Origin of the sequence: Nesterenkonia halobia (genome assembly GCF_039536005.1) — a bacterium.
In the GTDB taxonomy this organism is placed as follows: domain Bacteria; phylum Actinomycetota; class Actinomycetes; order Actinomycetales; family Micrococcaceae; genus Nesterenkonia; species Nesterenkonia halobia.
Window position 1 is genome coordinate 54,529 of record NZ_BAAAYG010000004.1, and the last position, 22,176, is coordinate 76,704.

Here is a 22,176-nt window from a genome sequence, read left to right on the forward strand (position 1 = left end):
CCGGCCGGGGATCAGACCTGCGGGATCAGGCGTGCCGGATCAGGGGCGCGGGGCCAGCAGCTGCAGCGTGCGGTGCTGGACGGCCTCGTCGGGGGCCAGGTTGACCAGCATGAGCTCGTCGGCGGAGACCTCCTCGGCGAAGGCGTCCAGCCAGGAGACGACCTCCTCGGCGGTGCCGGAGGCGGTGCGCGAGAGCATGTCCAGCACCTGCTGGCCGGCGGGGTGGCCGCGCAGCGCGGTGACGTCGTCGGCGCTGAGCTCGCGCTGGCGGCCCAGCATGTTGCGGATCCACTGGTCCTCGGCGCGACGCCGCTGCTCGGCGGCCACGGCGCCGTCGTCGTGGGCGATGACGTTGGCCGCGGCGATGAAGTGCGGCTCGGCGTCGGGACCCTGCAGCGAGTTCGTCGCGTCGAAGTGCTCGCGGTAGACCGCCGCGGCCTCGCCGAGCATCTGCGGGGCGAAGTGCGAGGCGAAGGCGTAGGGCAGGCCGAGCCGGGCGGCCAGCTGCGCGCCGAAGGTCGAGGAGCCCAGCACCCACAGCGGCACATCGGTGCCCTGGCCCGGGTGGGCGTTGACCCCCGGGATGCGGCTGGGTCCGGCGAGGTAGCCGGAGAGCTCGAGGATGTCGGTGGAGAATCGGTCGGCCTCCGAGCCGTCGCGGCGCAGGGCGCGCAGCGTCGCGCCGTCCGTGCCCGGTGCGCGCCCCAGGCCCAGGTCGATGCGACCGGGGAAGAGCGTCTCCAGCGTGCCGAACTGCTCGGCGATGATCAGCGGGGCGTGGTTGGGCAGCATGATCCCGCCGGAGCCGACGCGGATCTGCTCAGTGGCGGCGGCGACGTGCTGGATCAGCAGCGAGGTCGCCGAGGAGGCGATGTACGGCATGTTGTGGTGCTCGGCGAACCACAGTCGCGTGTAGCCGTGGGCGTCGGCGGTCTGCGCCAGCCGCACGCTGCGGGCGATGCCGTCGGCGGCGGTGTCCGGCGGACGGACGACGGCGAGGTCGAGCACGGAGAGCGGGCGGGATGCGGGCACGGCGGCGGCTCCTGGAATGAGGCGGACGGACGACGGCGCCGTCGTCGGGCGGCGGCCGCGGACCGTGACCGGCCTCGAGGGAGGAGCCTCGTGGCCCGGGCACGGTCCTGTGAGGAGCAACAGGAGCATGCGGGCCGCTCATCCCGGATTCGCTGAGAGCATGATCACCGTGCGGCGGCGCGTCTCCGGACCGCCGCCCGGACACGCGCGAGGCCCGCATCGCGTGCTGCGATGCGGGCCTCGCCGAGGTCCTTCGCCGGCGCCGATCCGGAGCGGTTCGGCGCCGTGCTCAGCCGGCAGTGATCAGATCGAGGAGATCAGGTCGAGCAGATCAGACCGAGTAGTAGAGCTCGAACTCGTAGGGGTTCGGGCGCAGCGCCAGCGGCTCGATCTCCTCCTCGCGCTTATAGGCGATCCAGGTCTTGACCAGGTCCTCGGTGAAGACGTCGCCCTCGAGCAGGAACTCGTAGTCGTCCTCCAGCGCCTCCAGCGCCTCGTCCAGCGAGCCCGGGGCCTTCTGGATGCCGGAGAGCTCCTCCGGCGGCAGCTCGTAGAGGTCCTTGTCGACCGGCTCGGCCGGCTCGATGCGGTTGCGGATCCCGTCCAGGCCGGCCATCAGCTGCGCGGAGAAGGCCAGGTAGGGGTTGGACGAGGGGTCCGGAGCGCGGAACTCGAGACGCTTGGCCTTCGGGTTGGCGCCGGTGATCGGGATGCGGATCGCCGCCGAGCGGTTGCCCTGCGAGTAGACCATGTTCACCGGGGCCTCGTAGCCCTTGACCAGACGGCGGTAGGAGTTGACCGTCGGGTTGGTGAAGGCCAGCACCGCCGACGCGTGCTTCAGCAGGCCGCCGATGTACCAGCGGGCGGTGTCGGAGAGGTTCGCGTAGCCCTTCTCGTCGAAGAACAGCGGCTCGCCGTCGGTCCACAGCGACTGGTGGCAGTGCATGCCGGAGCCGTTCTCGCCGAAGACCGGCTTCGGCATGAAGGTGGCCGACTTGCCGAACTGCTCCGAGGTGTTCTTCACGACGTACTTGAACTTCACCAGGTCGTCGGCGGCGTGGACCAGCGTGTTGAAGCGGTAGTTGATCTCCTGCTGACCCGGGCCGGCGACCTCGTGGTGGGAGCGCTCGACCTCGAGGTCCACGTTGTCCAGCGCGATGCAGATCGCGTCGCGGACGTCGGCGGTCTTGTCCTGCGGGGGCACCGGGAAGTACCCGCCCTTGGTCCCCAGCTGGTGGCCCAGGTTGCCGCCGGGGATCTCCGAGCCGGAGGTCCAGGTCGCCTCCTCGGCGCCGAGGGCGTAGAAGGAGGCCTGCGGGTCCGACTGCCACTTCACGTCGTCGAAGAGGAAGAACTCGGCCTCGGAGGCGAAGAATGCGGTGTCGGCGATGCCGGAGGAGCTCAGGTACTCCTCGGCCTTCTGCGCGACGCCGCGCGGGTCGCGGCGGTAGGGCTCGCCGGTGCGCGGGTTGACGATGGAGAAGGTCATCGCCAGCGTCTTCTCGGCGCGGTACTCGTCGACGAACGCAGTGGCCACGTCCGGGATGAGCTGCATGTCGGACTCTTCGATGCCCTGGAAGCCGCGGATCGAGGAGCCGTCGAACAGCTGCCCGTCCTCGAAGAAGTCGAGGTCGACGGCCTTGGCCGGCAGGTTGAAGTGGTGCTGGCTGCCGGGCAGGTCCGTGAAGCGGACGTCGACGAACTTGACGTCTTCATCCTTGATGAACTTCAGAACCTCTTCGGGTGTGCTGAACATGCGTCCTTGCTCCTGTCGAGTGGTGTCGGGGTCCGGACGGAGCCCCTGTCGGCGTGATTCACCCTATCGACGTCCTCGACGGCGCATGCCGCCGGCCGCCCAATGTGTCGCCTGCGCGGCGTCCCATCGTGCGGTGCGGCGGTCGACGCGGCTCCCGGAGGACTCGACGGCGGTCGCTGGCGACCACGCTACGGGGGCGCCGTTTCTCGACCATCACGCAGATGTTTCGGCGATGTAACTTAACCCGCTCATCCGTCCGGCCGATTCTGGTCGTCGGCGGCGCGGGTGTGAGGCCTCCGCCGGGGAGGGGAGGCGGCCGGAGCGGTAGACTGGTCGGGCGCATCGTGGGCCCCGGTGGTCCCGATGTCCGCACTGTCCGCACTGACCGCGCCGCGCGACCCGCCGGCGTCCCCGTGCTGTCCGTCGTCTCCCTCCAGGAGGAGTCCCGTGGCCGATCGATCCTCCGCCGAGCCCCCGACTGCGGCGACCTGGCCCGGCAAGGAGCTCGGCCTGCCGGAGGCGGGCCCCGGCAGCATGGCGGGTATGGGGCGGCGCCTCCTCGCGCTGCTGATCGACTGGCTGATCGCCGGGCTCATCTCGGCCGCCTGGCTCGACGGCGATTCGCTGCTGACGCTGCTGATCTTCGCCGGGATGCACATCATCCTTCTGGGCCTGCTCGGCACCACGCTCGGCAAGCGTGTGGTGCGCCTGCAGGTCGTCCGCGGCCCGCGCGCGGCCGGCGTGCCCCGCGCGCTGCTGCGCACGGTGCTGTTGCTGCTGATCGTGCCGGCGGTCCTCTCCGACGGCGAGGGGCGTCCGCTGCACGATGCCGCGGCTGGTACGGTGCAGCTCAGAATGTGAGCTCGCCCACGTCCTGACGGCTCCGCGTCGACGGGAGACCCGGCGCGGGCGGGCTCCGCCGCGCATCGGAGGGGGAGCTATGCAGGACCGAAGCATGTCCAGGACGGCGGTCGCATCGGGGAGCGGGCCGCCGAGCACTCGGCGACGGCGACGTCCCGCGGCGGTCACATCCCTGGTGGTCGGCGCCCTGGTGCTGGCCGGATGCGCCGGCGAGGGCTCGGAGCCGGCGGCCGAGCCTGGAGGCTCGGCCCAGGCCGAGTCCCCGTCATCCGACGCAGGGGAGTCCGGGGAGGAGACCGGCGAGCCATCCGGCGGCGACGCCTCGGCCGAGGTCGAGCCGGACCCGAGCGAGCAGGGCGACGCCGACGACGAGCAGGACCGGCCGGACTGGCCGACGTCGTCGTCCACCGGGCTGCAGCCGATGGACACGATCACCGCCGGCGACATCTCGCCGAAGTCGGTGGTCTCCAGCGACCATGGGCTGATCATCACCAACAACATGATGTATCAGCACAACGTCACTCTCTACGACGCGCGCACCCATGAGGTCGTGCAGACGCTGGAGGACACCGTCCAGCCGGCGGAGTTCGGTCTGGAGGGCTATCCGGAGACGGTGGCCGGGTCGCCGGTGGAAGCGACGTGGACCGCCGACGGGCAGCACGCCTACGTCTCCAACTATCAGCTCAACGACGGCGACCACCGCGACCTGGGCGCCTCGGCCGACGATCCCTGCACCGCCGGCGAGGCCATCCGGCCCTCCTTCGTCTACCGCTACAGCGTCGACGAGCAGGACTGGGACCAGGTGATCGAAGTCGGCCGCGTGCCGAAGTTCCTCACCCTCACGCCCGACGACTCCCGGCTGCTCGTCTCGAACTGGTGCGATGCCTCGATGTCAGTGGTCGACACCGCCTCCGGCGAGGAGATCGAGCAGATCGCGCTGAACAGCATGCCGCGCGGGATCGTGGCCATGCCGGACAACACCACGGTCTATGCCACCGCGATGTTCGCCGACGAGGTCTACGCGGTGGACCTGGAGGAGGGCACCGCCGAGGTCGCGCTGCGCACCGGCAGCCGGCCGCGGCATCTGGTCCGCGACGCCGCCGGCGAGGACGTCTACCTGACCGTCTCCGGAGCGGATGCCGTGCTGCGCCTCGCCCCCGAGACCGGCGACGTCGTCGATCGGACGGCCACCGGCGACGAACCGCGGAGCATGGCGATCTCCGCCGACGGCAGCGCCCTGCACGTGGTCAACTACCACGAGGACACCGTCTCGAAGTTCGACGCCGAGACGCTGGAGGAGATCGACCGTCGGTCCACCGGGCACCACCCGGTCGGCATCACCTACGACGCAGTCACCGGCTCGGTGCTGGTGGCCAACTACGGCGGCTCGCTGAGCGTCTACGACGACACCGGCGGGGCGCCGGGGAGTCTGGCGTCCGGCTGATCGACGGTCAGGCCGTCGCCGGCGTCGCTGCTCCGACGGTCGTCCCGCGCGTGCAGTAGCGCGCCCGATGCCGGTCGAAGACGACGGTCGCGGCGATCATCAGCAGCGCCGAGCCGAGCATGTGGAGCAGGACCAGACCGATGGGCAGTCCCAGGAAGTGCTGGGTGTAGCCGAGTGCGGCCTGCAGCACGATCGCGACGACGAGCCACCAGCCCGCCCGGCGTCGTGCGGGGGAGTCGCCGAGCAGTCGCTGGCGGACGAGCAGGACCACGGCCGCCGCGCAGAGCAGGTAGACCGGCATCGTGTGCACCCGGGTGATCAGCTCCGGGTCGAAGTCGTGCCGCGGGGATCCGGGATCGCCGGCGTGCGGGCCGGTGCCGGTGACCACCGTCCCGGCGATCACCGCCGCCCAGGCGGTGACCAGCACGATCATCGCCATCCCGCGGCTGAGCGGGTCGCGGACGCCGGCGGCGAGCGGGCGCGGCGCCGGCGTCCCGGTCGCGGAGGCCTCGGCGTCGAGCTCGGCCCGCACGCGCAGCAGCAGCTGGGTGGAGAGCAGCACCAGGGCCGAGGAGAGCAGGAAGTGCAGGCTCACCACCCAGGGGTTCAGATTCGTCCAGACGGTGATGCCGCCGATGACGCCCTGGAAGGGGATGCCCAGACCGATGATCAGGCTGCGCGCCCACAGCGGCCGGTGGCTGCGCGCCAGCCGGGCCACTGTCAGGAACATCGCCACTGTGATGGCGATCAGCACATAGGTCAGCAGGCGATTGCCGAACTCGATGGCGCCGTTGACGCCCATCTCCGGGGTCGCGGTCCAGGACTCGGGCGTGCAGCGGGGCCACTCGGGGCAGCCCAGCCCGGAAGCGGTCAGCCGCACGGCCCCGCCGGTGACCATGATGCCGACGTTGGCGATCAGCGTGGCCAGCGCCAGCAGCCGCGTCATCGGCGTGATGCGGGTGGGCAGCCGACGGCGGATCGGGTCGAGGACGGGGGAGAGGCTCAGCGCCATTTGAACCACCTTCGTGCGGCCAGGGAGGCGAGCGTCGCCCAGCCCGCCAGGACGAGGATCGGGACCGCGTCGAGGGTCCCGTCGGCGGCCGCGCGCAGGGACTCGCCCAGCGCGGCCGAGGGCAGAAGCAGCAGCAGCGCGCCCGAGCCGGTGTGATCCAGCGGCACCACGGCGCCGCCGGCGGCGCCGAGCACCACCCAGAGGACGTTGGTCAGCGCCAGCGTCGCCTCGGCGCGCACGGTGCCGGCCAGCAGCAGCCCGAGCGCGGTGAAGGCCGTGCCGCCGAGCAGCAGCACGAGCGGGCCCCAGATCAGCGCCGCGGCCGCCGGATGCCAGCCGAGCATCAGTCCGGCCGTGCCGATCACCAGGACCTGCAGGACGACGACGACGAGCACCGCCAGCGCCTTGCCCAGGATCAGCCCCAGCGGGCCCAGGGGAGTGGTCGCCAGATGCGCCAGCACGCCGTACTGACGTTCGAAGCCGGTGGCGATGCCCTGGCCCGTGAAGGCCGAGGCCATCACGGCCAGCGCCAGCACGCCGGGGGCCAGCGTGTCGATGCCGGGCACCGCGCCGCCGGCGACGCTCTCGAGCCGATGGGCGCCGACGAGCACCAGCAGCGGCAGGATCAGCGAGACCAGCAGCTGTTCGCCGTTGCGCAGCACATTGCGGGTCTCGTAGAGGCCGTGGGAGACGATGCGCGCGCCGGCCGGAGCCGGGAGCGCACGCGGCGGCAGAGCGCGGGGCCCGGCGGAGGTGCTCGGCGCGCGGTCGTGCCTGCTGTGCTCGGTCATGCCGCGGAGACCTCCCAGAAGACGTCCTCGAGGGTGCGGGCCTCGAAGGAGACCTCGGCGGGCATCAGGTCGATGCTCGACCACCAGTGCGTCATCGCGGCGAGGTCCTCGGGCGTGGCGATCGCCGCGGCCGCCCAGCGGGCCCCGGGGGCGTTGGCCGGGCCGCCGTCGAGGGTGACCTCGGTGGGTGCGGCGGCGAGCTCGTCGCGGGTCAGCGTGCGCGGGGCGACGAAGAGCAGCCGGCGCCGTCGGCCGTCGTCGGTGAGCTCCTCGACGGTGCCGCGGCGGACGACCTCGCCGTCCTTGAGGATTGCGACGGCGTCGGCGAGGTTCTGCGCCTCCTCGAGCAGGTGGGTGGTCAGCACGATGCCCAGGCCGAGGTCGCGCAGATGCTCGATGAGCGCGAAGACCCGCTGCCGCGACTGCGGGTCCAGGCCGGAGGAGGGCTCGTCGAGGAAGACGACCTCGGGCCGGCCGATGAGGCTGGCGGCCAGCGCGACGCGCTGGCGCTGCCCGCCGGAGAGGCGGCGGACGGCGGTCTGCATGAAGTCGGCCATGTCCAGCCGGTCGATCAGGTCCTCGAGCGACCAGGGGTCGCGGTGGAGGCTGGCCAGATGGCGCAGCAGCACCGCCGGGCGCACCGACTGCGGCAGGCCGCCGTCCTGCAGCATGACTCCGACCCGGGCGCGCAGCGCGGCGTCGGCGCGGTGGGGATCCTCGCCGAGCAGGCGGACGGTGCCCTGCGAGGGGCGCAGCAGCCCCTGGGCGCAGCTCAGCGCCGTGGTCTTGCCGGCGCCGTTGGGGCCGAGCAGCACGGTGACCTCGCCGTGGCGGGCGGTGAAGTCCACGCCGCGCAGGATCTCGTGCAGGCCGGCGGCGGAGCGCGTCGAGCCCACGGCGTAGCGCACGTGGGACAGGCTCAGGCAGACGGGTGGCTGGGGCACCCGATCATTCTACAGTTCTACATGGAGTAGAAGTGCGGGCGCGGCATTCGGCTCGGTGGTGCCGTCAGAGCGCGGCCCCGACGGCGAGGGCGACGGCGAGCACCGCCGCGGCCAGCGCGATCGCCTGGAACAGCACGATCCAGACCGGCGCGGGCAGCACGGAATGCCGTGCGGCGAGGTCGGGGTCGCTGCCGGTGCCCTTCACCGCCCACAGGCCGAGGGCGGCGCGCGCCGCGGAGAAGACCAGCAGCAGCCCGACGGCCAGGGTGAACAGAGTGGCGAGCATCGGTGCGGCCTGCCAGAAGACGGCGCCGGCGGCGGCCAGCGCCCCGACGGTGACCAGCAGTCCGAAGACGTTGCGGATCAGCAGCAGCGCCAGGACGAGCAGCACCATCGTCGCGGTCAGCCCGGCGCCGGCGCATCCCGACACCGCCGCGGCCACCAGCCCCAGGCCCACCAGGGCCGGCGCGGGATATCCGGCCAGCACGGTCAGCAGCACGCCGAGCCCCTGCGGGCGGCCGGCGGAGAAGGTCAGCCCGGAGGCGTCGGAGTGCAGACGGATGCCGCGGACGCGACGGCCGGTCAGCCAGGCGACGAGGACATGGCCCATCTCGTGGACCAGCGTGGCGGCGTGGCGGAGGACCCGCCAGGCCGGTCGCCAGGCCAGGGCGACGACGAGCGCCGCCGCGACGCCGGCCACCGCCCAGGGGGTCGGCAGCTCGGAGAGCGACCAGCGGTGCACCAGCCAGTCGCCGGCCTCCTGGATCGTGGTGGCGTCCATCGTGCCTCCTTCGCGGCAGATCGGTGCTCAGATCGGTGCTGGTGAGATCCTCCCCGATCCTCCCGGATGTCACCGGGCGCCGCACCCTTCACCCCGACCGCCCCGGCGGGGTGACCTGGGCCGACAGTACGGTCTGCGACGGACGTCTCCTCCGGGTGAGGGTCCCCTGGGTAGCCACTCAGATCTGAATAGGTCATAATAGAGTCATGTATTCGAGCCGGAACTCCGCAGACCCGGCGTCGGTCGCCCCCGACGTGGGCCGGGACGGCGACGGCGGCACGCGCGAGCGGGTGCTGCAGCTCGTCGTCGAGGAGGGGCCGATCAGCGCCGCCGCCCTCGGGCGTCGGCTGGACCTGACCGCCGCGGCGGTGCGGCGCCACCTCGATGCGATGGCCGAGCAGGGCATCGTCGAGATCAAGAATGTCACCTCCCGCCAGAAGGGCGCGGGACGCCCGTCGCGGCGCTACGTCATCTCCCAGCGCGGCCAGGAGGTCCTCGGCGACGACTACCTCTCGCTGGCCCGCGCGGCGCTGCGGATGCTCGAGCCCACGCCGGCCCGGGGCGCAGAGACCTCCGACGCCGGGGCGGAGCCCGGGGTGGAGGACGAGGCCGAGGAGCCGGACGATGCCGCCGCGCGCCGGCTGGCCGCCGGCTACTTCGGCGCCTTCGAGGAACGCTGGCGCGACGAGCTGGCCGACGTCGACGACCTCGACGAGCGCACCGAGCGACTCTCCCAGCTGCTCAACTAGGCCGGCTTCGCCGGCTTCACCCGCAAAGTCGGCCGGGACAGCCCGCTGCTGGCCATGCAGTCCACCCAGCTGTGCCAGGGCCACTGCCCGATCCGGGAAATAGCCGAGGAGCATCCGGTGTTCTGCGAGGAGGAGACCGAGATGATCTCCCGCCTGCTGGACGTCGACGTGCGACGGCTGTCGACCCAGGCGGCCGGGGCGCATGTGTGCACCACCCACGTGCCGGTCGGGCGCGAGAAGCTCGCCGCCGGACGGCACCATCGCGGGACCGACGAGGCCCCGGACCCATCGACCACCGCCGGGTCGGGGAGCGGACGGCTCTCCGGCGGCGGACGCAGACGAATCGTCATCTCCCCCCGTCAACAAGAGAGGTTGTCATGACCGAGCAGATCCAGCGCACCGAAGACCCGGGGGTCATCTCCGAGGTCCTCGAGCAGAACCCGGAGCTCGAGGGGCTCGGCACCTATGAGTACGGCTGGTCGGACAGCGACGCGGCCGGCGCGAACGCCAAGCGCGGTCTGGACGTCGAGGTCGTCGAGGACATCTCCTCCAAGAAGGACGAGCCCGACTGGATGCTCAAGCTGCGCCGCAAGGGCCTGAAGTACTTCGACCGCAAGCCGGTCCCGGTGTGGGGCGCCGACCTCTCCGAGATCGACTTCGACAACATCAAGTACTTCGTCCGCTCCACCGAGAAGCAGGCGCAGTCCTGGGAGGACCTCCCCGAGGACATCCGCGAGACCTACGAGAAGCTGGGCATCCCGGAGGCCGAGCGCGAGAGCCTCGTCTCCGGCGTCGCCGCGCAGTACGAGTCCGAGGTCGTCTACCACCAGATCCGCGAGGACCTGGAGGCTCAGGGCGTCATCTTCATGGACACCGACACCGCTCTGAAGGAGCACCCGGAGTTCTTCGAGGAGTACTTCGGCTCGGTGATCCCGGTCGGCGACAACAAGTTCGCCGCGCTGAACACCGCGGTGTGGTCCGGCGGCTCCTTCGTCTACGTGCCGAAGGGCGTCCACGTCGAGATCCCGCTGCAGGCCTACTTCCGCATCAACACCGAGAACATGGGCCAGTTCGAGCGGACGCTGATCATCGCCGACGAGGGCTCCTACGTCCACTACATCGAGGGCTGCACCGCCCCGATCTACGACACCGACTCGCTGCACTCGGCGGTCGTGGAGATCGTGGTGAAGAAGAACGCCCGCATGCGCTACACGACCATCCAGAACTGGTCGAACAACGTGTACAACCTGGTCACCAAGCGCGCCGTCGTCGACGAGGGCGGCACGATGGAGTGGATCGACGGCAACATCGGCTCCAAGGTCACCATGAAGTACCCGGCGGTCTACCTGACCGGCGAGCACGCCCGGGGCGAGACGCTCTCGGTGGCCTTCGCCGGCCAGGACCAGCACCAGGACACCGGGTCGAAGATGGTCCACATGGCCCCGCACACCGCCAGCTCCATCGTCTCGAAGTCGGTGGCCCGCAACGGCGGCCGCGCCTCCTACCGCGGTCTGGTGCAGGTCAACGAGGGCGCCGCGCACTCGGCCAACTCGGTCGTCTGCGACGCGCTGCTGGTGGACACGATCTCCAAGACCGACACCTACCCCTACATCGACATCCGCGAGGACGACGTGACCCTCGGCCACGAGGCCACGGTCTCGAAGGTCTCCGAGGACCAGCTCTTCTACCTGATGTCACGCGGGATGGCCGAGGATGAGGCCATGGCCATGATCGTCCGCGGCTTCATCGAGCCGATCGCCCGCGAGCTGCCCATGGAGTACGCCCTGGAGCTCAACCGGCTGATCGAGCTGCAGATGGAGGGCTCGGTCGGCTGATCCCGACGCCCCTGTCGCCGCCCGCCTCCGCCCGGCGGAGGCGGGCGGCGCGTCGTGACGCCCGGGCGCGCGACGCCGCCTCGACACGAGGCCGGCCGCGCCGAGCGCCCGGCACGACACCCTGACCAGATCCCCTGACGACATCTCACCGACGACCGAGGGACGAGAGAACAGATGACGAACACCCCCGCATCTCCGGGCACGGCGACCGACCAGCAGGACGCCACGGCCGAGGAGGTCGCCGGAGTGGAGGTCGGCGAACGCCGCATCTCCATCCCGGGCATGACCGAGGAGGGCGAGAACCTCGCCGCCGAGACCAACACCGCCTCCGAGCACTCCCACGGAGGCCTGGGCGAGTCGAAGAAGAAGTCGCCGACCTCCGGCGTCGGATCGCGCTCCAACCGGCACGCCGGCTTCGACCTCGCCGACTTCCCCCAGCCCACGGGCCGCGAGGAGGAGTGGCGCTTCACTCCGATCAAGAAGCTCGCCGGCGTGCTCTCCGACGCCGCCTCCGACGCCGAGGCGGTCGAGCAGCAGGTCTCCGCGCCCGAGACGGTGACGGTCTCCTCGCTCGCCGAGGGGGAGACGCCGCGGCACACAGTGCTGCAGCCGGCCGACCGGGCCGCCGTCGTCGCGGCCCAGAACGCCGGCGAGGCGCTGCACATCAGCGTCCCGGCCGACGCCGAGATCGACGAGCCCATCCGGGTGCAGATCACCGGCCAGGACGCCGCCCGCCGCGAGAACAGCCACATCGTCCTCGAGGCCGGCGTGAACTCGAAGGCCGTCTTCGTCCTCGAGCACCGCGGCACCGCGCAGTTCAACGGCAACGTCGAGACCCTCGTCGGCGAGGGCGCGGACGTGCGCGTCATCTCGCTGCAGCGCTGGGACGACGACGCCGTCCACGTCGGCCAGCACGACGCCGAGGTCGGCAAGGACGCCAGCTACAAGCACATCGCCGTCTCGCTCGGCGGATCCGTGGTGCGGCTGAACACCAACTTCCGCTACGCCGCCGAAGGCGCCGAGGCCGAGATGTACGGGCTGTACTTCGCCGACTCCGGCCAGCACCTCGAGCACCGGACCTTCGTGGACCACAACAGCCCGCGCAACACCTCCAACGTGCTCTACAAGGGTGCGCTGCAGGGCGAGTCGGCTCGGAGCGTCTGGATCGGCGACGTGCTCATCCGCGCCGAGGCCGAGGGCACCGACTCCTACGAGAAGAACCAGAACCTCGTCCTCACCGACGGCGCCCGCGCCGACTCGGTGCCGAACCTGGAGATCCAGACCGGAGTCATCGAGGGCGCCGGCCACGCCTCGTCGACCGGCCGCTTCGACGAGAACCACCTGTTCTACCTCATGGCCCGCGGCATCCCGGAGCGGGAGGCCCGCCAGCTGGTGGTCCGCGGCTTCCTCCACGAGATCATCCAGACGATCGGCGTGGACTCCATCGAGGAGTCGCTGGCCGAGGACCTGGAGAACGAGCTGGAGATCGCCGGCTTCTGATCCGGCGGCGCCCGCCGACGACTGCACACACGCTTCGACACACAGCTTCGACCGACAGAAGGACCCGCACACACCATGTCTACTCTCGAGATCAAGGACCTGCACGTCTCCATCGAGACCGAGCAGGGCTCCAAGGAGATCCTCAAGGGCGTCTCCCTGACCATCAACTCCGGCGAGATCCACGCGATCATGGGCCCCAACGGCTCGGGCAAGTCCACGCTGGCCTCCACGATCGCCGGCCACCCGCGCTACGAGGTCACCTCCGGCTCCATCACCCTCGACGGTGAGGACGTGCTGGAGATGTCGGTGGACGAGCGCGCCCGCGCCGGCCTGTTCCTGGCGATGCAGTACCCGGTCGAGGTCCCCGGCGTGACCATGACCAACTTCCTGCGCACCGCCAAGACCGCCATCGACGGCGAGGCCCCGAAGCTGCGGACCTGGAGCAAGGAGGTCCGTGGGGCGATGGAGCAGCTGAAGATCGACGCGGACTTCGCCAACCGCAACGTGAACGAGGGCTTCTCCGGCGGCGAGAAGAAGCGCGTGGAGATCCTGCAGCTCGAGCTGTTCAAGCCGCGCTTCGCCGTCCTCGACGAGACCGACTCCGGCCTCGACATCGACGCGCTGCGCGTGGTCTCCGAGGGCGTGAACCGCGCTCAGGAGAGCAATGAGATGGGCACGATGCTGATCACCCACTACACGCGCATCCTGGACTACATCAAGCCGCACACCGTCCACGTGTTCGTCGACGGCCAGGTCGCCGAGCAGGGCGGCCCGGAGCTGGCCGACGAGCTCGAGGCCAACGGCTACGACCGCTTCCAGGCCGCGGTCTCCGCCTGAAGGACGCGTCGATGACCTCCGTCGAACAGGCCGCGGCGACCGCCGGCTCCGCCCGTCCGCTGGACGCGGCGGAGCTGGCGGCGCTGCGCGCCGACTTCCCGCTGCTGGGCCGCACGGTCCGCGAGGAGAAGCCGCTGGTCTATCTGGACACGGCGGCGACCTCGCAGAAGCCGCAGGCGGTCCTCGACGCCGAGGCGCAGTTCAGCAGCCGGCACAACGCCGCCGTCCACCGCGGCGCGCATCAGCTGGCCGAGGAGGCCACCGAGGCCTATGAGCAGGCTCGGGCGGCGGTGGCCGGCTTCGTCGGCGTCGCCGGCGACGAGCTGGTCTGGACCAAGAACGCCACCGAGGCGCTGAACCTGGTCGCCCACGCCTACCTCAACGCGACCCTCGGCCGCGGGGGTGCGGCCGCGGCCGCCGAGTTCGCGCTGGCCGAGGGCGACGAGATCGTCGTCACCGAGGCCGAGCACCACGCGAACCTGGTGCCGTGGCAGGAGCTGTGCGCGCGCACCGGGGCGCGGCTGCGCTGGATCGGGGTGACCGACGACGGCCGGCTGGACCCGGAGACCTTCGACGTCATCGGCGAGCGGACCCGGGTGGTCGCGCTGACCCACGCCTCCAACGTCACCGGCGCGATCAGCCCGGTGGTCGAGGTCGCCGCCGCCGCGCGCGCCGTCGGCGCCCACGTGGTCCTCGACGCCTGCCAGTCGGCCGCACACCTGCCGCTGGACCTGCACGCCCTCGACGTCGACTTCGCCGCCTTCTCCGGGCACAAGATGCTCGGACCCACCGGCGTCGGAGCGCTCTACGGACGCCGTGAGCTGCTGGAGGCCATGCCGCCGTTCCTCACCGGAGGCTCGATGGTCGAGACGGTGACCATGGAGTCGACGACCTTCGCCGCTCCGCCGCAGCGCTTCGAGGCCGGCACGCAGATGGTCGCCCAGACGGTGGGACTGCACGCGGCCGTCGACTACCTCTCGCAGGTGGGGATGGACCGGCTGGCCGCCCACGAGGAGCGGCTGACCCGCCGGCTGCTCGAGGGCATCGCCGCGGTGCCGGGGGTGCGGGTGCTCGGTCCGACCGACCCGCAGGATCGGCTGGCCGTGGTCGCCTTCGCCGTCGACGGCGTCCACCCGCACGACGTCGGCCAGGTCCTCGACGACTCCGGTCTGGCGGTGCGGGTGGGCCACCACTGTGCGCAGCCGGTCCATCGGCGGCTCGGCGTGCATGCCTCGGCCCGGGCCTCGGCCGGCATCCACACCACCGAGGCCGAAGTCGACGCGTTCATCGACGGGCTGCACCGGGTGAACAGCTTCTTCGGCGTCGCAGGAGGCGAGCATGGCTGATTCCCTCGAACAGCTCTACCAGCAGGTCATCCTCGACCATTCGCGCCAGCGGCACGGCGCGGGGGACCTGGAGACCTTCGACGGCGAGTCGTTCCAGGTCAACCCGACCTGCGGCGACGAGGTCACGATGAAGGTGCAGCTGAGCTCCGACGCCGAGGGCGTGCGCATCGCCTCGCTGGGCTGGGAGGGGCAGGGATGCTCCATCTCCCAGGCCTCGCTGTCGGTCCTGCACGACCTGGTCGACGGCCGCTCCGTCGAGGAGGTCGAGGAGCTCGACGCGCTGTTCCGCGAGCTGATGCACGGCCGCGGGCAGCCGCTGGACGACGAGAAGCTCGAGCGACTCGACGACGCCTCGGCGTTCGTCGGCGTCGCGAAGTATCCTGCCCGCATCAAATGCGCGCTGCTGGGCTGGATGGCGCTGCGCGACGCCCTCGTGCAGGCCCGATCCTGACCGGACGGGCATAGGACGACTACGACGAACGTTGTGCGCGATCAGGAAGGAGGCCGCACGATGAGCGAGACTGCCACCACCGACCGGACGCCTCTCGAGGACATCGAGGAGGCCCTGAAGGACGTCATCGATCCCGAGCTGGGGATCAACATCGTCGATCTGGGGCTGCTCTATGGACTGAACTACTCCGACGACGGCGCCCTGGTCATCGACATGACCCTGACCACCGCGGCCTGCCCGCTGACCGACGTGCTCGAGGAGCAGGTCGGCCAGCAGATCGGCACGATGGTCGACGAATGGCGGCTCAACTGGGTCTGGATGCCGCCATGGGGCCCGGAGAAGATCACCGAGGACGGCCGCGAGCAGATGCGGGCCCTCGGCTTCAACATCTGATCCTCCCGGTCCCGACCGGGATCCGGCCCGCGCCGGCGGAGGAGCGCCTGCGGGCGTCTCAGCCGGCGCGGTCGCCGAGGGCGAGCCTGCGGTAGCGAGGAATCGCGGCCGCAGGCTCGTCGTCGTCGACCAGCCGCCCGTCGTCGAAGACCAGCACACGGTCTGCGGCGGCGGCGAAGTCGAGATCGTGGGTGGCCAGCACCAGCGGCACCCCCAGCGACAGCAGCCGCTCGCGGAACTCCGCGGAGGCGCGCAGGTCCAGCAGCGTCGTCGGTTCGTCGGCGACGACGAGCTCGGGCTCGGCGGCCAGCACTCCGGCCAGCGCGACCTTCTGCCGCTCGCCGGAGGAGAGATCGTGCACACTGGCCTGCTCGCGGTCCTCCAGCCCCAGCGAGGCCAGGATGCGCCGGGACTCGGCATTGCGCGCCCGGCGGTCGCGGATGCGCCCGCGCAGCGAGAAGGCGATGTCCTCGCCGACGATCGGCATGATCAGCTGGGCGGTCGGGTCGGCGAAGATGAAGCCGGTCCGCGGGGGGTCCGGGGAGAAGCGCACCTCGCCGAGACTGGGCTCGACCAGCCCGGCGATCAGCCGCAGCAGCGTCGACTTGCCCGAGCCGTTGGCTCCGACGACGGCGACGACGCCCTCGCTCAGGTCCGCGTGCACCGGCGCCAGCACGCGCCGTCGCGCGCCGTCGGCCGCCTCGACGTCCAGCCCGGCGCCGTCGACGTGGATCGTCCGGTCCGGTCGTTCCGCCGACTGGCGGGGCTCCGGCTCGCCGGTAGACTGTCCGGGTCGTGCCGCGTGCTCCACGGGCATGGCCTCCTCGACGGCCCCACGGCCGCATCGGGTCTCCATCATCTCAGCACCCCGCCCACCGGGCACCACCCGTGCAGGAAAGGTCCTCTTCAGCAGTGATCAGCGTATCGAAGCTCGAGCTGCGCGTCGGCGCGCGGCTCCTCATGGACGACGTGTCGTTCCGGATCGACGCCGGCGACAAGATCGGCCTGGTCGGACGCAACGGCGCGGGCAAGACCACGATGACCAAGATCCTCTCCGGCGACGGCATGCCCGCCGAGGGGCACATCGAGCGCCGCGGCTCCATCGGCTACCTGCCTCAGGATCCGCGGGTGGAGAACATGGAGCAGCTCGCCCGGGATCGCATCCTCGCCGCCCGCGGCCTGGACGAGGTCATCGCGAAGATGCGGAGCACCGAGGAGGAGATGACGTCGGAGGACGACGCCGTCCGCGACCGGGCGATGCGCCGCTACTCGAGACTGGAGGCGGAGTTCACCGCCGCCGGCGGCTACTCCGCCGAGGCCGAGGCGGCGACGATCTGCGCGAACCTCGACCTGCCCGAGCGGATCCTCACCCAGCCGCTGAAGACGCTCTCCGGCGGACAGCGTCGACGTGTGGAGCTGGCGCGGATCCTGTTCTCCGGGGCGGACACGCTGCTGCTCGACGAGCCGACCAACCACCTGGATCAGGACTCGATCATCTGGCTGCGCGACTTCCTGCAGCAGTACCCCGGCGGGTTCATCGTGATCTCCCACGACGTCGAGCTGATGGAGCGCACGGTGAACAAGGTGCTCTACCTCGACGCCAACCGGTCCACCGTCGACGTCTACAACATGGGCTGGAAGAACTACCTGGCCCAGCGCGAGCAGGACGAGGCGCGCCGCCGTCGCGAGTACGCCAACGCGGAGAAGAAGGCCACCGCGCTGCGCGCCCAGGCCGACAAGATGCGCGCGAAGGCCACCAAGGCGGTCGCCGCGCAGAACATGCTCAAGCGCGCCGACCGGATGATGTCCGGACTCGAGGGGGAGCGGCAGGCCGAGAAGATCGCCAACATCCGTTTCCCCACTCCGGCGTCCTGCGGCAAGACGCCGCTGACCGCTGAGGGGCTGTCGAAGTCCTACGGCTCGCTGGAGATCTTCACCGGCGTGGACCTGGCGATCGACCGCGGATCCCGCGTGGTGGTGCTGGGCTACAACGGCGCGGGCAAGACCACGCTGCTGCGGATGCTCGCCGGCGTCGGCGAGCCCGACTCCGGCGTGGTCCACGCCGGCCACGGGCTCAAGCTGGGCTACTTCGCCCAGGAGCACGACACGCTGGATCCCGAGCGGTCGGTGCTGGCCAATATGAAGACCGCCGCTCCGGAGCTCACCGACACCCAGCAGCGGACCATCCTCGGGTCGTTCCTGTTCAGCGGCGATGACGTCGAGAAACCCGCCGACGTGCTCTCCGGCGGCGAGAAGACTCGTCTGGCGCTGGCCACGCTGGTCGCCTCCGGGGCGAACGTGCTGCTGCTCGACGAGCCGACCAACAACCTGGACCCCGCCTCCCGCGAGGAGATCCTCAACGCGCTGCACAACTACGAGGGCGCGGTCGTGCTGGTCTCCCACGATGAGGGCGCGGTCGAGGCCCTGGCGCCCGAGCGCGTGGTGCTGCTGCCCGACGGCATCGAGGACCTCTACACCGAGGAGTACGAGGACCTGGTCACGCTGGCCTGAGGCGCGGCGTTCATCGGTACGGTGGCCTCGACGATGCACGGCGTTGGGGAAGCCCGATGACACACGAGCTACAAGGGGGAACGTCCAGTGGGGATGACGTTCGACATCATTCCGTCGGCGATCCGGTACACGGTGAGCGACGTCGAGGCCGCGGCGGCGTCGGCGCGAGCTCATGGTGACTGCGCGTCGTCGAAGGAGGGCATCGCCGGCCTGTGCGGAACGGCCTCCGACGTCGGGGAGGCGTTCGCGCGACTGTGGGCGCAGCGGGCCCAGACCGGAAGGCGCAGCGGTGACTATGCCGCAGGATGCGCGTCCGCGATGGCGGCGGCTCAGGCGGAGATCTCGGCAGGAGATGAGCAGATGCGGGCCTCGGCGGCAGAGGCCGGCGCCCGAGCGGATGCGGTGACGCCGGCCGGACGGTGGTTGGGGTGACCGTGTCGTCGGCGGACGGAACGACCGGCTGGCTCGTACTGATGCCGGTCGAGATCTCGGGCCCGTGGAGCCCGCTCGGCGAGACGGCGGACGCGATGGGGTTCGAGGCCGCCGCCGCGCCGGCCGATATGGAGACCGCCGCCACCTCCTGGGCGGGGCTGATCTCCTCGTATGAGGAGCCGGGGACCCAGGACGTGGTGCATTCAGCCTTCGACACGGCGCCGGGAGTCACGGACGTGTGGGCGGATGTGATTGCCAAGGCCGCTGATGTGCTACACGGTTTCGCCACGGAGGCCACCTCGCTGGAGTCGCGCGCCTCGGACCTGCATGCTGAGACGGCGCGGCTGCGGTCCTGGCCGTGGGTCTCGGGGCTGTTCTCGGGTCTCGCCGGGGAGCTCACGGAGTAGCGTCGGTCAGAGTGGTGTACGGCACCCGGTGAGCGCGTCGCTGACGAAGACGTGACGGCCACCGTGTGATCCTTCGAATGAACCTCTCACAGCACTCTCGATGAAAGGCATCACGATGACTGCCCGCCCTCCAGTGTCGACCCTACCCGCCTGCTCGAGGAACAGATTCATCAGGCGAGCCCGGATCTGCTGCGCGAACTGCTGAGCACCTTCATCAACACCCTGCTCTCCGCCGACGCCGACACCGTCTGCGGCGCCGACTACGGGGCCACCTCACAGACCCGGACCAACCGGCGCAACGGGTATCGCCACCGGGCCTTCGACACCCGGGCCGGCACCCTCGATGTGGCCGTTCCCCAGCTGCGCGAAGGCTCCTACTTCCCTTCAGCGCCTGCTCGAACGCCGCAAGCGCGCCGAACGCGGCCTGACAAGCGTGGTCGCGACCTGCTACATCCTCGGAGTCTCCACCCGGCGGATGGCTCCCCCCGCTGCGGCGCTTCGCGCCATGATCGCAACGGGCGGTACCCCAAGCTCGTCGGTTCCCTGGGTATCGAGTACCTCTCCAGATCACAGGTCTCGACTATGGCGAGTGAGCTCGATGAGCAGGTCGAAGCCTTCCGCGCCCGCCCGCTGGATGCCGGCCCGTATACGTTCGTCGCCGCCGACGCGGTGGTGCTCAATGTCCGCGAAGCCGGCCGCGTGGTGCCGGTCCACGCGCTGGTAGCTCATCAGGGATCTACGCTGATGGCCACCGCGAGATCCTCGGATCCAGGTCACCTGCAGCGAGGACGGGGCCGGCTGGCTGACCTTCTTCCGGGATCTGGTCGCCCGCGGACTCGCCGGGGTCAAGCTGGTCACCTCCGATGCCCATCCGGGGCTGAAAGCCGCGATCGCCGCGACCCTGCCCGGAGCAGGGTGGCAGCGGCGCCGGACCCACTATGTGGCGAACCTGATGAGCCAGACGCCGAAGGCCTCGTGGCCGTGGGCGAAGACGCTGCTGCACAGCATCACTGCATCTATACCTATGACCAGCCCGACCCTGCAGGAGTCCACGCCCAGTGCGACCGGGTCGTCGAGGCGCTGGAAGCCAAGCTGCCGAAGGTCGCTGTTCACCGCGCACAGGCTCGTGAGGAGATCCTGGCCAACACCTGCTTCCCCAAGCAGCTCTGGGCCAAGATCTGGTCGATCAACCCTAACGAGCGGTTGAACATGGATCCGTCGCCGCACCGACGTGGTCGGGATCTTCCCCGACTGGGAAGCCATCATCCGGCTGGTCGGGGCAGCGCTGGCCGAGCAGCATGACGGTTGGACTGAGGGCCGGCGGTACATGAATCCCGACGCCCTCGAACAGACTCGGCTTGCCAGTGACGCTGACGCTGATGCCGATGCTGAGGACCGTGAACTCCTCAGCGAGTAGGTGGGCTCCCGCACGATCGATCCGCTGGCGGCCTGGCCCCAGGGCCGCAGCCAAGAAGGATCACGACTCATACACCACTCCACCGGACTTGACCGTCAACCGAACCTTGAGCAGACCCGAGCTCGTGGTGAGTGAGTACGAAGACGCCGTTGGAGGATTCAGAGACCTACTGCACTCCCCTGTAGCACATGCACCCATTAACCTCGTCACAGCCTTGTGCTAGCCTAACGCGCAGAGTAGAGGAGGTGACATGGAAAAGGAACTGGCCAATATTGAGCAGCTTGATCCGCTTGAAGCTCCTGGTTGGGGAGAGTGGGTTGCCGGCATCGGTACCGGTCTCGTTGGCGGTGGCGCTCTGCTGTACGGCGGCATCGCCGTCGGCGTCGCTATCACCTGATGCGAGTGAAGCTCGCTTAGGTTGTGACCATTACTCTCTGAGGGGGTGAAATGCATGGATCAGAGCACGATGAGTGTGGACACGAAGTTCGACGAGATGGTCGCGAACATCGAGCCCCTCGAGTCGCTGGAAGCGGCATGGGACTGGGGTGACTTCTTCGGCGGCGTTGCCATCGGCGTCGGAGGTGCTGGAGTCGTCGGTGCCGGTATCGGCATTGGCGTCGCCATCACTTGATTGAATTGGTCCGGCCGTGACCAGTGCGCCCGATCACGGCCGGACCGTCATCAACTATTTTCTCTTAAGGAGATGGGTATGTCCGCTAAATCTCACAATACTCCCCTCATTGCGGCACTCGGCTCCCTCGTTGCCGTCATTGCTGCCCTGGTGGCAGTTCTTGCCGTCATGAACGCCTCGCCCGTTATTCTCGGAGTCGGCATCGGTCTGCTCGCGATGCTTGTAGTGCTCGTCGGGATCACTATCGGATTGACTCCTTCGCGTGGGCGCGCCAAGTGACAACGATCGTCGCTGTCGAGAACCTCTCCAAGCGCTACGGCTCAGTGGACGCTTGTCAAGACATTTCATTCGTCACCGAGGCTGGACAGTGCGTTGGGCTGCTGGGGCCCAATGGGGCGGGGAAAACGTCGTTGCTGTCGTGCATGGTGGGGATCAAGCTCCCGAGCGACGGCACTGTGCGCATAGATGGGCAGCCCCCAACGCACTTGGTCGGCGGCGGGGCCCTGCTCGGGTATGTCTTCGACCCGCCAAGTCTCACCACGGATTTCACCGGCGAGGGTTGTCTCGTCTGGGAGGCGCTGGCGCAGGGGCTGTCGCGCGAGACTGCGCGTGAAGCGGTCAGGCAGTACGGAATCTCGGACTATGCTCATCGTCGGGTGGGCAAGATGTCGACTGGACAACGACAGCGTGTTGCCATCGCTGCAGCTCTCGTCGGTGATCCCGATGTGCTAATCCTCGACGAACCGACGAACGGCCTCGATATCGAAGCTACTCGGTGGTTGCGCGAGCTGATCGTCGATCGTACGCGTGAGGGCAAGACCACTATCGTGTCGTCGCATCAGCTCGGCGAGATCCGCCGTGTGGTTGACCGCGTGGTGGTGGTCAACAAGACCCTACGCTATGACGGCCCAACGCCCGAGGGTTCCGCCGAAGAAATGGAATCGTGGTACCTCAACATGGCTGGACGAGAACAGGAGACGATCGGTTGATTCTTCGCGCAGAATTCTACAGATTCGTGCGAAACGGAGTTCTCCCAGCGCTACTGA

Annotated in this window: 24 protein-coding genes and 1 pseudogene; 18 read left to right on the forward strand and 7 right to left on the reverse strand. The window is 69.9% G+C overall.

The window, feature by feature from the left end; translation table 11 throughout:
- Positions 1–39 precede the first annotated feature (39 nt).
- Both ABD652_RS05860 and glnA read right to left on the reverse strand, forming a co-directional pair.
- Positions 40–1,032, reverse strand: a complete 993-nt coding sequence (locus ABD652_RS05860; RefSeq protein ID WP_344719184.1) for an LLM class flavin-dependent oxidoreductase — start codon at positions 1,030–1,032, stop codon at positions 40–42.
- A 331-nt stretch (positions 1,033–1,363) separates the two neighbouring features.
- Positions 1,364–2,788: a type I glutamate--ammonia ligase gene (glnA, locus tag ABD652_RS05865; protein ID WP_344719187.1), complete on the reverse strand. Its 1,425-nt coding sequence runs from the start codon at positions 2,786–2,788 to the stop codon at positions 1,364–1,366.
- Positions 2,789–3,235: 447 nt separating this feature from the next.
- Here glnA and ABD652_RS05870 point away from each other — a divergent pair, with 447 nt between their 5' ends.
- Positions 3,236–3,649: an RDD family protein gene (locus ABD652_RS05870; RefSeq protein WP_344719189.1), complete on the forward strand. Its 414-nt coding sequence runs from the start codon at positions 3,236–3,238 to the stop codon at positions 3,647–3,649.
- 94 nt (positions 3,650–3,743) lie between these two features.
- A complete protein-coding gene (locus ABD652_RS05875; RefSeq protein ID WP_344719191.1) occupies positions 3,744–5,093 on the forward strand; it encodes a YncE family protein in 1,350 nt (449 codons plus the stop codon).
- Between the two features lie 7 nt (positions 5,094–5,100).
- On the opposite strand, the gene ABD652_RS05880 is transcribed toward ABD652_RS05875, so the two are convergent.
- From ABD652_RS05880 to ABD652_RS05895, 4 genes are all read right to left on the reverse strand, one after another.
- Positions 5,101–6,105, reverse strand: a complete 1,005-nt coding sequence (locus ABD652_RS05880; RefSeq protein ID WP_344719193.1) for a COX15/CtaA family protein — start codon at positions 6,103–6,105, stop codon at positions 5,101–5,103.
- Positions 6,096–6,896, reverse strand: a complete 801-nt coding sequence (locus ABD652_RS05885) for an ABC transporter permease (RefSeq protein ID WP_344719195.1) — start codon at positions 6,894–6,896, stop codon at positions 6,096–6,098. The genes ABD652_RS05880 and ABD652_RS05885 overlap by 10 nt, the downstream gene beginning before the upstream one ends.
- Positions 6,893–7,840, reverse strand: coding sequence for an ABC transporter ATP-binding protein (locus ABD652_RS05890; protein ID WP_344719199.1), 948 nt, complete (start codon positions 7,838–7,840; stop codon positions 6,893–6,895). Before ABD652_RS05890 ends, ABD652_RS05885 begins: the two co-directional genes overlap by 4 nt.
- 64 nt (positions 7,841–7,904) lie before the next feature.
- Positions 7,905–8,621 carry a M50 family metallopeptidase gene (locus ABD652_RS05895; protein ID WP_344719201.1) on the reverse strand — a complete coding sequence of 239 codons (717 nt, stop codon included), beginning with the start codon at positions 8,619–8,621 and terminating at the stop codon, positions 7,905–7,907.
- Between the two features lie 206 nt (positions 8,622–8,827).
- Here ABD652_RS05895 and ABD652_RS05900 point away from each other — a divergent pair, with 206 nt between their 5' ends.
- The 8 genes from ABD652_RS05900 to ABD652_RS05935 all read left to right on the forward strand — a co-directional run bounded on the left by ABD652_RS05900 (position 8,828) and on the right by ABD652_RS05935 (position 15,732).
- Entirely contained in the window at positions 8,828–9,370 is a 543-nt protein-coding gene (locus ABD652_RS05900; RefSeq protein WP_344719203.1) for a helix-turn-helix transcriptional regulator, read from the forward strand.
- Positions 9,371–9,424: 54 nt separating this feature from the next.
- Entirely contained in the window at positions 9,425–9,751 is a 327-nt protein-coding gene (locus ABD652_RS05905; protein ID WP_344719205.1) for a helix-turn-helix domain-containing protein, read from the forward strand.
- Positions 9,748–11,205 (forward strand): Fe-S cluster assembly protein SufB, encoded by a 1,458-nt coding sequence (sufB, locus tag ABD652_RS05910; protein WP_344719207.1) that lies wholly within the window; start codon positions 9,748–9,750, stop codon positions 11,203–11,205. The genes ABD652_RS05905 and sufB overlap by 4 nt, the downstream gene beginning before the upstream one ends.
- A 174-nt stretch (positions 11,206–11,379) precedes the next feature.
- Positions 11,380–12,705, forward strand: coding sequence for a Fe-S cluster assembly protein SufD (gene sufD / locus ABD652_RS05915; protein ID WP_344719209.1), 1,326 nt, complete (start codon positions 11,380–11,382; stop codon positions 12,703–12,705).
- A gap of 75 nt (positions 12,706–12,780) precedes the next feature.
- The gene (sufC, locus tag ABD652_RS05920) at positions 12,781–13,542 is read left to right on the forward strand and encodes a Fe-S cluster assembly ATPase SufC (protein WP_344719211.1); all 762 of its coding nucleotides are present in this window, start codon (positions 12,781–12,783) and stop codon (positions 13,540–13,542) included.
- An 11-nt stretch (positions 13,543–13,553) separates the two neighbouring features.
- On the forward strand, positions 13,554–14,888 hold the full coding sequence (locus ABD652_RS05925) for a SufS family cysteine desulfurase (RefSeq protein ID WP_344719213.1): 1,335 nt from the start codon (positions 13,554–13,556) through the stop codon (positions 14,886–14,888).
- Positions 14,881–15,339: a Fe-S cluster assembly sulfur transfer protein SufU gene (gene sufU, locus ABD652_RS05930; RefSeq protein WP_344719215.1), complete on the forward strand. Its 459-nt coding sequence runs from the start codon at positions 14,881–14,883 to the stop codon at positions 15,337–15,339. The genes ABD652_RS05925 and sufU overlap by 8 nt, the downstream gene beginning before the upstream one ends.
- 60 nt (positions 15,340–15,399) lie before the next feature.
- A complete protein-coding gene (locus ABD652_RS05935) occupies positions 15,400–15,732 on the forward strand; it encodes a metal-sulfur cluster assembly factor (protein WP_344719217.1) in 333 nt (110 codons plus the stop codon).
- A gap of 58 nt (positions 15,733–15,790) precedes the next feature.
- Here the strand turns inward: ABD652_RS05935 and ABD652_RS05940 are convergent, their stop codons facing one another.
- The gene (locus ABD652_RS05940) at positions 15,791–16,549 is read right to left on the reverse strand and encodes an energy-coupling factor ABC transporter ATP-binding protein (RefSeq protein WP_344719219.1); all 759 of its coding nucleotides are present in this window, start codon (positions 16,547–16,549) and stop codon (positions 15,791–15,793) included.
- A 95-nt stretch (positions 16,550–16,644) separates the two neighbouring features.
- Between ABD652_RS05940 and ABD652_RS05945 the strand changes: the two genes are divergently transcribed.
- The 8 genes and pseudogenes from ABD652_RS05945 (at position 16,645) to ABD652_RS05980 (ending at position 22,119) form a co-directional block, all read left to right on the forward strand.
- The gene (locus ABD652_RS05945; protein ID WP_344719221.1) at positions 16,645–18,243 is read left to right on the forward strand and encodes an ABC-F family ATP-binding cassette domain-containing protein; all 1,599 of its coding nucleotides are present in this window, start codon (positions 16,645–16,647) and stop codon (positions 18,241–18,243) included.
- A gap of 93 nt (positions 18,244–18,336) precedes the next feature.
- The gene (locus ABD652_RS05950) at positions 18,337–18,675 is read left to right on the forward strand and encodes a hypothetical protein (RefSeq protein ID WP_344719223.1); all 339 of its coding nucleotides are present in this window, start codon (positions 18,337–18,339) and stop codon (positions 18,673–18,675) included.
- Positions 18,672–19,082 carry a hypothetical protein gene (locus ABD652_RS05955; protein ID WP_344719226.1) on the forward strand — a complete coding sequence of 137 codons (411 nt, stop codon included), beginning with the start codon at positions 18,672–18,674 and terminating at the stop codon, positions 19,080–19,082. Before ABD652_RS05950 ends, ABD652_RS05955 begins: the two co-directional genes overlap by 4 nt.
- Before the next feature lie 150 nt (positions 19,083–19,232).
- Positions 19,233–20,499 (forward strand): annotated as a pseudogene (locus ABD652_RS05960) (IS256 family transposase).
- Between the two features lie 250 nt (positions 20,500–20,749).
- Positions 20,750–20,896 (forward strand): hypothetical protein, encoded by a 147-nt coding sequence (locus tag ABD652_RS05965; protein ID WP_344719228.1) that lies wholly within the window; start codon positions 20,750–20,752, stop codon positions 20,894–20,896.
- Positions 20,897–20,950: 54 nt separating this feature from the next.
- Positions 20,951–21,130, forward strand: coding sequence for a hypothetical protein (locus tag ABD652_RS05970; protein ID WP_344719230.1), 180 nt, complete (start codon positions 20,951–20,953; stop codon positions 21,128–21,130).
- 78 nt (positions 21,131–21,208) lie between these two features.
- Entirely contained in the window at positions 21,209–21,409 is a 201-nt protein-coding gene (locus ABD652_RS05975) for a hypothetical protein (RefSeq protein WP_344719231.1), read from the forward strand.
- Positions 21,406–22,119 (forward strand): ABC transporter ATP-binding protein, encoded by a 714-nt coding sequence (locus ABD652_RS05980; protein ID WP_344719233.1) that lies wholly within the window; start codon positions 21,406–21,408, stop codon positions 22,117–22,119. Before ABD652_RS05975 ends, ABD652_RS05980 begins: the two co-directional genes overlap by 4 nt.
- Positions 22,120–22,176: the final 57 nt, after the last annotated feature.

Coding starts and splice junctions, on each gene's coding strand:
- glnA (WP_344719187.1), bottom strand. CDS start 2,788: ATGTTCAGCACACCCGAAGAGGTTCTGAAGTTCATCAAGGATGAAGAC.
- ABD652_RS05875 (WP_344719191.1), top strand. CDS start 3,744: ATGTCCAGGACGGCGGTCGCATCGGGGAGCGGGCCGCCGAGCACTCGG.
- ABD652_RS05880 (WP_344719193.1), bottom strand. CDS start 6,105: ATGGCGCTGAGCCTCTCCCCCGTCCTCGACCCGATCCGCCGTCGGCTG.
- ABD652_RS05885 (WP_344719195.1), bottom strand. CDS start 6,896: ATGACCGAGCACAGCAGGCACGACCGCGCGCCGAGCACCTCCGCCGGG.
- ABD652_RS05895 (WP_344719201.1), bottom strand. CDS start 8,621: ATGGACGCCACCACGATCCAGGAGGCCGGCGACTGGCTGGTGCACCGC.
- ABD652_RS05900 (WP_344719203.1), top strand. CDS start 8,828: ATGTATTCGAGCCGGAACTCCGCAGACCCGGCGTCGGTCGCCCCCGAC.
- ABD652_RS05905 (WP_344719205.1), top strand. CDS start 9,425: ATGCAGTCCACCCAGCTGTGCCAGGGCCACTGCCCGATCCGGGAAATA.
- sufB (WP_344719207.1), top strand. CDS start 9,748: ATGACCGAGCAGATCCAGCGCACCGAAGACCCGGGGGTCATCTCCGAG.
- sufD (WP_344719209.1), top strand. CDS start 11,380: ATGACGAACACCCCCGCATCTCCGGGCACGGCGACCGACCAGCAGGAC.
- sufC (WP_344719211.1), top strand. CDS start 12,781: ATGTCTACTCTCGAGATCAAGGACCTGCACGTCTCCATCGAGACCGAG.
- ABD652_RS05925 (WP_344719213.1), top strand. CDS start 13,554: ATGACCTCCGTCGAACAGGCCGCGGCGACCGCCGGCTCCGCCCGTCCG.
- sufU (WP_344719215.1), top strand. CDS start 14,881: ATGGCTGATTCCCTCGAACAGCTCTACCAGCAGGTCATCCTCGACCAT.
- ABD652_RS05935 (WP_344719217.1), top strand. CDS start 15,400: ATGAGCGAGACTGCCACCACCGACCGGACGCCTCTCGAGGACATCGAG.
- ABD652_RS05940 (WP_344719219.1), bottom strand. CDS start 16,549: ATGCCCGTGGAGCACGCGGCACGACCCGGACAGTCTACCGGCGAGCCG.
- ABD652_RS05950 (WP_344719223.1), top strand. CDS start 18,337: ATGACGTTCGACATCATTCCGTCGGCGATCCGGTACACGGTGAGCGAC.
- ABD652_RS05965 (WP_344719228.1), top strand. CDS start 20,750: ATGGAAAAGGAACTGGCCAATATTGAGCAGCTTGATCCGCTTGAAGCT.
- ABD652_RS05970 (WP_344719230.1), top strand. CDS start 20,951: ATGGATCAGAGCACGATGAGTGTGGACACGAAGTTCGACGAGATGGTC.
- ABD652_RS05975 (WP_344719231.1), top strand. CDS start 21,209: ATGTCCGCTAAATCTCACAATACTCCCCTCATTGCGGCACTCGGCTCC.